Genomic DNA, 9889 nt, shown 5'->3' with positions numbered 1-9889 from the left:
GAGCGTCATTCGCTGCCTATGGGATGAAGGCCCTCAAAGCGGGTCAGGGGCGAGAGCCGCATATAGGTCTTGACCTGCATAAACGCCCTCTCAGAGGGCGTTAAGTCCCGTTCCCGATGATGTGGTGTCGCCCGTTCGTGGGTGATGGGGCGGTTCCGTCCTCGTGTCATGGCGTGTACATGGTGGGGTCTCGGGCATGGAACGGATGCCGTACGCAACCGACTTGTCCGACGAGCAGTGGGCGCTGATCGAGCCGCTGGTCACCGCGTGGAAGCAGGAGCGGGTGGCACGGTCGGCGACCGGGAACCCGGGCTCCTGCGACCTGCGCGAGGTCGTGAACGCGCTGCTCTACCAGAACCGGACGGGCTGCCAGTGGCGGCTCCTGCCGCACGACCTCCCGGCCTGGTCGGCGGTGTTCTACTACTTCACCCTGTGGCGCCAGGACGGCCTCGACCAGCGGATCCAGGAGATCCTGCGCTGCCAGGTGCGGGAGCGGTCCAGACGATTAGAGGACCCGTCCCTGGTGATCATCGACACCCAGTCCGTCCGCGTGGCGGCCGGGGTGCCGAAGGAGACGACGGGACTGGACGCGAACAAGAAGACGCCCGGCAGGAAGCGGAGGCTCGCCGTCGACGTGTTGGGTCTGATCATCGGAGTGGTGGTTCTGGCCGCGAGCGCGCACGACAACGAGGCCGGCATCGCCCTGCTGGACCAAGCGGCCGAGCGGTGCGGGATGCGCCTGGAGAAGGTCCTGGTCGACCAGGGTTTCAAGGCCGCCGTGATCATCCACGGGGCGGTGAAGGACATCACCGTCGAGGTGGTTCGCCGCAACCTCGACGGCGAGGGGAAAGGCTTCGTCCCGCAACCGAAGCGGTGGGTGGTCGAGCAGGTCAACGGCACCCTCATGCTGCAGCGGCGCCTGGCCCGAAACTACGATCACCGGTCCGACAACGCGACCTCCCGCGTCTACTGGGCCTCCACCGCCGGCATGCTCCGCCGCTTCACCGCCCCTACTCCCACCTGGCGGGACGACGTGGAGCTGGCCGCGTGAACGTCTGCGAACTCCTGCGGCTGCTGCAGACCGAACACGATGAAACCGCAGCTCGCGCTGACCACCTGCGCGAGTAGATCGAGCGGCTTACCACCGACCTTGCCGAGACAGAAGCCCGCCTGGCCGAGCTCGCCGCCACCCGCAAAGTCATCGACGGCCTCACCCCTCCCCACCACACAACGGCCCTCGCGGAGACCGCCACTGCCACCGTCTACCAGCGCATCGTGACCATGTTCAACGAGCACCCCGGAAAGGTGTTCCGTGTCCGCGATCTGCACGAGCACCTCGACCTGCCCACCGACGAGCCCTCGATCAACGTCACCTGCTCCCGCCTGGGACGACTCGCTCGCCAAGGATTCCTCGAGCAGCCGGGACGAGGCCGCTACCAGAAGCGGACTTGGCGTCCACTGAGAGCCACCGGTCGGGTCTCAGCACTGTCCCGGTACTGACGTGAGCGAGCCGTCGGCCGGATGTCAGTCAGCTGACGGAGGCTGTCGGCACGGTGGCCGAGCCATTCTCGTGGAGACATCGAATCCGCCCGGTACCCGGGTGAGACCACGAGGAGCGGACCATGAACACCATCGCGCAGCACTGGATCAACGGACAGTGGACCGGCTCCGGCTCGGTTCTGGAATCGATCAACCCGGCCGACGGCACCGTCGTCGGCTCGTTCTACGACGGTGGCGAGGCAGAGGCCTCGGCCGCCGTGGACGCCGCCGCCGCCGCGTTCGAGACCACCGAATGGGCGCGCACTCCCTCGCTCCGGGCGACCGCGCTCAGCCGGCTGGCCGACGCCCTCGAGGCCCGGGTACCCGAGGTTGCGGCCATGTTGTCCCGGGAGAACGGCAAGCTGCTGGGTGAGACCACGTGGGAGGTCAGCGGTGCGGTTGGGTGGCTGCGGTACGCGGCGGCCTCTGTGCGCACTCAGACCGCCGGGCGCGCCGCCGAGACGGCACCCGGCCAGTACACCCACTCGGTGCCCGAGCCGCTCGGTGTCGCCGGGATCATTTCTCCCTGGAACTCCCCCATCATGCTGACCGTGCGGGCACTGGGCCCGGCGCTGGCCGCCGGCTGCACCGTCGTGATCAAACTTCCGGCTCAGACGGCACTGACCAATGAGCTGTTCGCACAGGTCCTGGCCTCGGTCCCGGAGATCCCGGCGGGCGTGGTCAGCGTGTTCACCGAGTCCGGCAACACCGGGGCCCCGTTCCTGGTCTCCTCGGACAAGGTCGACGTGATCAACTACACCGGCAGTACGCCGGTCGGGCGCCACATCGCGGCCGCGGCCGCCCCCACGCTCAAGCGGCTCGGCCTGGAACTGGGTGGCAAGGCGCCCATGGTGATCCTTCCCGACGCCGATCTCGACATGGTGATCCCCACCGTGGTGCAGTCGCTGGTGCTGATGAACGGACAGTTCTGCTGCACCGGCTCCCGTGTACTGGTCCACCGGGACATCGCCGACCAGGTGCGCACTCGCCTCACCAACTCGCTCGCGCAGGTGCGGCTCGGGTCGGGCGACGACGAGAAGGCCCAGCTCGGCCCGGTGATCGACCGGGCGTCCGCCCAGCGGGTGGACGCGATCGTCGAGGAAGCCACCTCGTACGGCACGGTGCTGCTGCGCGGCGGTGTGGTCACCGACGGCCCGCTGGCCGCCGGTGCGTTCTACCGGCCGAGCCTGATCGAGGTGGACCGCACCGACGTCCGGATCGTGCAGGAAGAGGTCTTCGGTCCGGTCCAGACGTTCGAGATCTTCGACGACGAGGACGACGCCGTGGCCAAGGCGAACGCCACCATCTACGGCCTGGCCGCCTCGGTGTTCAGCTCGGACTCGATGAAGGCCCGCCGGATCGCCCGGCGCATCCGCACCGGCACGGTATGGATCAACACCTGGGGAGCCATCAGCGAGGACTTCGAGGAGGGCGGCGTCAAGGGAAGCGGTTACGGCTATCTGTGCGGCCCGCGCGCGATCGAGGAGTTCCAGGCCCTCAAGGTGTACGTGGAGCAGGACCACACCCAGTCCGCTCACTGATCAGATCATGACCCGGCCGGCGCCCGCCCGGGCGCCGGGCCCGGGCCCCCGCACAAGAAGGCCGCACCATGCCGTCGATTCTGATCACCGGAGCGACGAACGGTCTTGGTCTCGCTCTGGCTGAGGAGCTTGCGGAAGTAGGGCACCAGTTGCTTCTGCACGATCGTAACCCGCAGCAACCGGTGCCGATCGCGCAACGTTTCGGGGCCGAGCGATACATCGCCGACCTGTCCGCTCCGGCCGAGACCCAGCGAAACCATCTGAGCCCTGTGCTGCTCACCCGGCAACTGCTGCCGCTGTTGCGCGGGCAGCCAATCACGCAGCGCCAACATCGCCTCGGTCGAGCAGGAGCCGATGGAATCACAACGACACGCAGCATTTCGATGTGGAGTGGTCCATGAACGAGAGAATTGTTTCCCATGCGTACGGTGCCGACGATCCTGGACTGCCAAGCCCACCGGCATTGACAGACATCCGGCACACGCTCCGGGAGCAGAGCCGGGACGCGTCCGCGAACGCCGAGCCCCGGCTCGGCCCCACCGTTCCGGCCGCCGTCCGGCGTTGGAAGCTGTGGCTCCTCACCGTGTGCGGTATCTATCCCACCATCGTCCTGCTGGGCCTGGCCACGAACCCTGTTCTGGAGGATCTGTACCTGCCGGTGCGGCTCGCTGTACTCGTCCCGGCGGCGGCAGCAGCGATGGTCTGGCAGATCAATCCCCGACTGCAGCGGCATTTCGGAGCTTGGCTCACCAGATGACAAGCAGCCCGGCTCCGCCGCCGGTGTGCTCCGCGGCGCCAGCACACCACAGACCACTGCGCAGGCTCACGGCGCGAGGCCGCGACGAGACCCACCGCGGCGTCTCCTCGATGGAGCTCTTCTTCGACCTGTGCTTCATCGTGGCCATAGCCCAGGCAGGCGCCCAGTTGGTGCACGCCATGGTCGAGGGACACACGGGCGAGGGGATCCTCAACTACTTGATGATCTTCTTCGCCATCTGGTGGGCGTGGATGAACTTCACGTGGTTCGCCTCGGCTTACGACAACGACGACGTGCTGTACCGGATCGTCACGCTGATCCAGATGGCCGGCGTGCTCGTCCTGACGGCAGGCGTCTCCCAGGCGTTCGAGGAACACGCGTACCTGGTCGTCATCCTGGGCTATGTGATCATGCGGCTCGCCATGACGGCGCAGTGGCTGCGCGTGGCGCGTTCGAGCCAGGGCCCCGAGCGGACGATGGCGCTGCGGTACGCCATCGGGCTGTGCCAGATCGGCTGGCTGGGGCTACTGGCTCTGCCGGAGGCCGGCCGGCCGTGGGTCTTCCTGGTGATGGCGCTGCTGGAGATGGCCGTACCGCTGTATGCGGAGCGGGCCCACCCCACGCCGTGGCACCCCCGCCACATCGCCGAACGGTACGGGCTGCTCACGCTCATCGTGCTCGGTGAGACCATCGCGGCGGCGACCGCCGCCGTGAAGTCGGGGATCGACGAGCACGAGGCCCTGGGTGAGTTGCTGCCCATCGCCGCCGGCGGGCTGCTGATCATCTTCGCCGCCTGGTGGGTGTACTTCGCGGTCCCCATCCACGGGCACCTCCGCTCCAACCGGCAGTCCTTCCTCTGGGGCTACGGCCATTACCTGATCTTCGTCTCGGGTGCCGCGATCGGGGCCGGCCTGGAGGTGGCGGTGGAGCAGGCGGTGGGCAAGGCGCACCTTTCGGCGCTGTCGGCGTCGGCGGCGGTGACGCTGCCGACAGCGCTGTTCCTGCTCACGGTGTGGGCGCTGCACTCGCGCTTCTACAAGGTGGGGATCGCCCAGCAGTCGGTGCTGCCGGCCACGGCGCTGCTGGTGGTCGTCTGTACGTTCCTGGGTCACTGGGCGGTGCTCGCGGCGGGGCTGGTGGCGGCGATGGCGGTGGCAGCCGGGGTGACGCTGACGGCGCTCGGGGCGAGCCCGGAGCGTGGGAGGGGCGAGGAAGGCGTCGCGGTGCCAGTTCTGTGAGGGAACCCTCGCCGCCGCGGGAACCTGGCCGGCACGGCGTACGACGGCGCCCGTGGCGTGCGCCGGGTGCACCGCTCAACGACGGTGACACGTTGTTCACACCGGCTACGGGGACGCACCCGCTCGGCACCGCGAACCCGCTGGCCCTGGACGACGTCCTCGCCGCCGGTGTCGGCACCGATGATCCGTCCGTCTTCGTCGCGTCGGACGTGGATCTTGCGCTGTCCGCCGGTGCGGGCGCGGGAGGCGAGCTGCTCGACGAGTCGTTCATCACGACTGCGCAGGCCTCGGAGGACGGCGACGAAGGGGCGATAGCCGGCGGAGGCGACCATGCCGGCCGGGTCTTTGCCAGGCCGGGGGAGAGACCGGCACGATGACCCGCGTGACCTTCGTGCTGTCGTTGCGGTGGGGCCGCAGCGCCCGACGGGTGTTCTGCATGATCTTCGTCTGGGAGCTGCGGGTGTCGGCGAAGCAGATGGCTTCACACTCCGTTTGCCGGTGGGTGCGATAATCGCTGGTCAAGTGCGTGGCTGGTGGTTCGACCGCCTCGCGAGGCAGAGCGAGGGACGCGGCGGATGTGGGCGAAGTCAGGGACAGGCATGGGCGTCGGCCCGACCGGGCTGGTCGGCCGGGAGGGCGAGCTCGCCGAGCTTGCGGCGTTCCTGGACATGGCCGGGATGGACGGAGCTGTCCTGCTGCTCACCGGTGAACCGGGCGTGGGGAAGACGGCACTCCTGGACGCGACCGCCGATCTGGCGGTGGCGAAGGGGATGCGGGTCGTTCGCGGGAGCGGCGACGAGTACGAGACGGACATCAGCTTCGCGGGGCTCCATCAGCTCGTCGGCTCGCTGCCGGACGAGCTCGGTCGTCTGCCGCGTTCCACGCGGGAGGCCCTCGAGGTCGCCCTCGGTCTCGGCGCCGGTCCCGCGCCGAGCCGGATCGCCGTCCTGAACGCGGCACTGTCCCTGTTCGACGAGGCTGCGAAGGAGCGGCCGTTGCTCCTCGTGGTCGATGACCTTCATGTCGTCGACCAGGCGAGCCGGGCCGCGGTGGGTTTCGTCGCCAGAAGACTGGGGGGCCGCCGCATCGGGCTGCTCGGGGCACAGCGGGCGGAGTCCGGCGAATCCTTCCGGTCCACCGGTCTGCCGGAGCTCGAGATCGCGCCGCTGGGTGACTCGGACGCCCTGCGACTGCTGTCCCGGCGCTTCGCCCACCTCCCCCGTCGGGTCCTTTCGACCGTGGCGCACGAGGCGCAGGGAAACCCCCTGGCTCTGCTCGAGTTCGCCGGGTCCGCCGGGGCGTCCGGCGGCCAACACGGCCAAGGGGCGGGGTGGGCGAGCGGCCAGGGACGGGACGTGCGCGCTCTATACAGCGCCCGCGTCGGGCGGCTGCCGCACAGAACGCGCGAGGTACTGCTGCTCGCGGCTCTCGAGGGCTCCGGCGACATCGGCATTCTCGAGGCGGCCGGCGGGCCGGGCGGGCTCGACGGGCTCGCTCCCGCGGAGCGCGACCACCTGGTCATGGTCGCGGAGAACGGCCGCGTGGTGCGCTTCAGGCATCCGCTGGTCAGGGCCGCGGTGGTCGACGGTTCCACCGGCGAGCAGCGGCGCAGCGCCCACCGCCGGCTGGCCGACGCGCTGGCCGACCAGCCCGAGCGGCGCGGTGATCACCTCGCGAGAGCCACGACGGCGCCCGACGAGGCGGTCGCCGCCGTCGTGGAGTCGGCGGCCCGGAGCAGCCTGCGGCGCGGTGACGCGGACGGCGCGATCGCGAGGCTGCGGCGCGCGGCCGAGCTGAGCCCCGACCGGATGGTCCGCAGACGCCGCCTGTCGCAGGCCGCCTACGTCGCCGCCTGGGTCGCGGGTCATCTGGAGGTCAGCCACGAGATCATGCGTGAGGTCGAGGGCGATCCGGCGGCCCGGTCGCTCTCGGCGGCCGCGACGGCCGGCTTCCTCGTGCTCGTCACGGAAGGGGACGCCGACACCGCCCACGCGCTGCTGATGGAGGCGATCGAGCAGGCGCCGATGTCGCCCGGTCCGCCGTCCGGCGAGCTGGAGACCGCGCTGTTCACCCTCACGCTCGCCAGCCAGTACTCGGGCCGGCCCGAGCACTGGCAGCCTCTGTCCAAGGTCCTCGCCCAGCTTCCCGCGGCGTCGCCCGCCGCCGCGGCGTCCCTGGGGCGCGTCCACCACAACCTCGGCTCCCTCACCGACGGCATGCTGCGCCGCCTGGACGAGGAGATCGCGCGGCTGAGGGACCAGAGTGACGCCGACGTGGTCATCCGCACCGCCCTGACCGCCTCCTACCTCGACCGGCTTCCGGGCTGTCGCGAGGCCGTGTCCCGGGTCATACGCGACGGCGGCGCGGTGGGGTCGAGCATGCCGGCCCTGATGTTCGTCGCCCTGGACGACCTGTACACCGGCCGGTGGCAGCCGTCGGCCGACGCCGCGGACGAGCTCATCGCCCTGTCCGAGGAGATGGGATACCACTTGTTCGCCCAGGTGGGGCACTACATCGCCGCGATGGCCGCGGCCCAGCGCGGCGACCTCGACGCGTGCCGCCGCCACTGCGAGGCCGTCTGGGGGTGGTCGGGGCCCAGAAGACTGCGGCGGCTGGAGAACTGCGCCCACCAAGCGGCGGCCCGGGCGGCCCTCGGCGCCGCCGACTTCGAGACGGCCTTCCGGCACGCCACGGCGATCTGCGCCCCGGGTGTGCTGCCGCCGTTCAACCCCGAGGCCGTGTGGTCCGCGCCGGACCTCGTCGAGGCCGCCGTGCGCACCGGGCGGCACGAGGAGGCGCGACGGCACGCGGACGCGCTGCGCGACGCCGGTGTCGGCCACCTCTCGTCGCGGCTCGCGCTGAGCTCGGCCACGGTCACGGCGATGACATCGGCTGCCGAGGACATGGTCCGGTGCTTCGAGGAGGCACTCGGGCTGCCGGGCGTCGAGCAGTGGCCCTTCGAGGTCGGCCATGCTCATCTGGCGTACGGCGAAGCGCTGCGCCGTCAGGGGCTCAACCGCGAGGCCCGGGTGCAGTTGGCCGCCGCCCGCGGCCGCTTCGAGGAGCTCGGGGCCCGTTCGTGGGAGGCCCGGGCCGCGGCGGAGCTCCGCGCCACCGGCATGACGCGGACCGGCCGGGGCAAGGCCGGTGAGGCCCTCACCCCGCAGGAGCTGGAGGTCGCCAGGCTGGCGGCGACGGGGCTGTCGAACCCGCAGATCGCGTCGCGTCTGTTCCTTTCGCCGCGGACCGTGTCGTCGCATCTCTACCGTGTGTTCCCGAAGCTGGGGATCACGTCGCGGGCCGGGCTCCGCGACGCTCTGGAGGCGCTGCCTCCCGAACTTCCGGCCACCGGGCTGTGAGAGCTACCGGTCGGGTCTCAGCACTGCCCCGGTACTGACGTGAGCGAGCCGTCGGCCGGATGTCAGTCAGCTGACGGAGGCTGTCGGTACGGTGGCCGAGCCATTCTCGTGGAGACATCGAATCCGCCCGGTACCCGGGCGAGACCACGAGGAGCAGACCATGCCGTTCGTCACCGCCAGCGACGGAACCGAAATCTTCTACAAGGACTGGGGCTCGGGCCGGCCGGTCATGTTCCACCACGGCTGGCCGCTGAGCTCGGACGACTGGGACGCCCAGCTGCTGTTCCTCGTCCAGCACGGCTACCGCGTCATCGCCCACGACCGCCGCGGGCACGGGCGCTCCGCCCAGGTCGGCCACGGGTACGACATGGACCACTACGCGGCGGACGCCGCCGCCGTGGTGGCGCACCTCGGCCTGCGCGACGTCGTCCACGTCGGCCACTCCACCGGTGGCGGCGAGGTCGCCCGGTACGTCGCCAGGCACGGTGCCGGGCGGGCCGCCAAGGCCGTCCTCATCGGAGCGGTCCCGCCGCTCATGGTCCAGACCGAATCGAACCCGGGAGGGCTGCCGGTCGAGGTCTTCGACGGCTTCCGCGAGGCCGTGGCCACCAACCGCTCCCAGTTCTACCTCGACCTCGCCTCCGGGCCGTTCTACGGGTTCAACCGCCCGGGCGCGGACATCTCCCAGGGCGTCATCCAGAACTGGTGGCGTCAGGGAATGACCGGCAGCGCGCAGGCGCACTACGAGGGGATCAAGGCGTTCTCGGAGACCGACTTCACCGACGACCTCCGGGCGATCGACGTGCCCACGCTCATCATGCACGGCGACGACGACCAGATCGTCCCGATCGCCAACTCCGCCGAGATGGCGATCACGTTGGTCAAGAACGCGCGCCTGAAGGTCTACCCGGGACTGTCGCACGGCATGTGCACCGTGAACGCCGACACCGTCAACGCCGACCTCCTCGACTTCATCGAGAGCTGACACCGGCCCGGTACCGACACACAGCCCGTCAGCCCGGAACAGAAAAGAAATGACCATGACCGCAACACCCACCGGCTACGTGACCGTCGTCTGGGACGCGAAGGCGAAGGCGGGCAGGGAGGACGACCTCAAGGCGTTCATCACCGCCGCCGTCACCCCCTCGCGCAACGACCCCGGCAACATCGACTACGAGGCCCACGAAGTCGAGGGCCGACCCGGCGAGTTCGTCATCTACGAACGCTGGGAGACACGCGCCCACCTCGACGCACACCTCGCCGCGCCCCGGATGCGGGAACTCGTCCCGCAGATGCTCGAGCTGATCGACGGATCCATCGAGGACGGCATCCGCCTGCTGCGCCCGTTCCGTCCCGCCCACTAGGGTCTGTTGCGAAAGTGCTGGTCACAGCCATTCGTTGATGGCCGCGACCAGCACGGTCGCTTCGTAGCGGACGGCGAGTTTGTCGTACCTG

General features: G+C 70.0%; 9 protein-coding genes and 1 pseudogene. 9 read left to right on the top strand and 1 reads right to left on the bottom strand.

Going from position 1 to position 9889, the window contains the following annotated elements:
• The first annotated feature begins 196 nt into the window (after window positions 1-196).
• From ACH4VX_RS35380 to ACH4VX_RS35355, 6 genes are all read left to right on the top strand, one after another.
• On the top strand, window positions 197-1051 hold the full coding sequence (locus tag ACH4VX_RS35380; RefSeq protein WP_398373417.1) for an IS5 family transposase: 855 nt from the start codon (window positions 197-199) through the stop codon (window positions 1049-1051).
• Between the two features lie 224 nt (window positions 1052-1275).
• The gene (locus ACH4VX_RS35375) at window positions 1276-1500 is read left to right on the top strand and encodes a hypothetical protein (protein ID WP_391026205.1); all 225 of its coding nucleotides are present in this window, start codon (window positions 1276-1278) and stop codon (window positions 1498-1500) included.
• A gap of 122 nt (window positions 1501-1622) precedes the next feature.
• Entirely contained in the window at window positions 1623-3080 is a 1458-nt protein-coding gene (locus tag ACH4VX_RS35370) for an aldehyde dehydrogenase family protein (RefSeq protein ID WP_398373415.1), read from the top strand.
• Window positions 3081-3148: 68 nt separating this feature from the next.
• Window positions 3149-3481, top strand: a complete 333-nt coding sequence (locus ACH4VX_RS35365; protein ID WP_398373413.1) for an SDR family NAD(P)-dependent oxidoreductase — start codon at window positions 3149-3151, stop codon at window positions 3479-3481.
• The gene (locus ACH4VX_RS35360; RefSeq protein WP_398373411.1) at window positions 3478-3837 is read left to right on the top strand and encodes a hypothetical protein; all 360 of its coding nucleotides are present in this window, start codon (window positions 3478-3480) and stop codon (window positions 3835-3837) included. Before ACH4VX_RS35365 ends, ACH4VX_RS35360 begins: the two co-directional genes overlap by 4 nt.
• Window positions 3834-5075, top strand: coding sequence for a low temperature requirement protein A (locus ACH4VX_RS35355; RefSeq protein ID WP_398373409.1), 1242 nt, complete (start codon window positions 3834-3836; stop codon window positions 5073-5075). The genes ACH4VX_RS35360 and ACH4VX_RS35355 overlap by 4 nt, the downstream gene beginning before the upstream one ends.
• Before the next feature lie 158 nt (window positions 5076-5233).
• Here the strand turns inward: ACH4VX_RS35355 and ACH4VX_RS35350 are convergent.
• A pseudogene (locus ACH4VX_RS35350) lies at window positions 5234-5558 on the bottom strand (helicase); the annotation flags it as partial.
• A 116-nt stretch (window positions 5559-5674) separates the two neighbouring features.
• Here ACH4VX_RS35350 and ACH4VX_RS35345 point away from each other — a divergent pair.
• The 3 genes from ACH4VX_RS35345 to ACH4VX_RS35335 all read left to right on the top strand — a co-directional run bounded on the left by ACH4VX_RS35345 (window position 5675) and on the right by ACH4VX_RS35335 (window position 9798).
• Window positions 5675-8434, top strand: coding sequence for an ATP-binding protein (locus tag ACH4VX_RS35345; RefSeq protein ID WP_398373408.1), 2760 nt, complete (start codon window positions 5675-5677; stop codon window positions 8432-8434).
• A 160-nt stretch (window positions 8435-8594) separates the two neighbouring features.
• Window positions 8595-9419, top strand: a complete 825-nt coding sequence (locus ACH4VX_RS35340) for an alpha/beta fold hydrolase (RefSeq protein ID WP_398373406.1) — start codon at window positions 8595-8597, stop codon at window positions 9417-9419.
• 55 nt (window positions 9420-9474) lie between these two features.
• Window positions 9475-9798 (top strand): putative quinol monooxygenase, encoded by a 324-nt coding sequence (locus ACH4VX_RS35335; protein WP_290006461.1) that lies wholly within the window; start codon window positions 9475-9477, stop codon window positions 9796-9798.
• Window positions 9799-9889: the final 91 nt, after the last annotated feature.

It is taken from the genome of Streptomyces sp. NPDC020731, assembly GCF_044334705.1.
Lineage (GTDB): Bacteria > Actinomycetota > Actinomycetes > Streptomycetales > Streptomycetaceae > Streptomyces.
The sequence above is the reverse complement of the archived record's forward strand: the minus strand, read 5'-3'. Positions and strand labels throughout refer to the sequence as shown.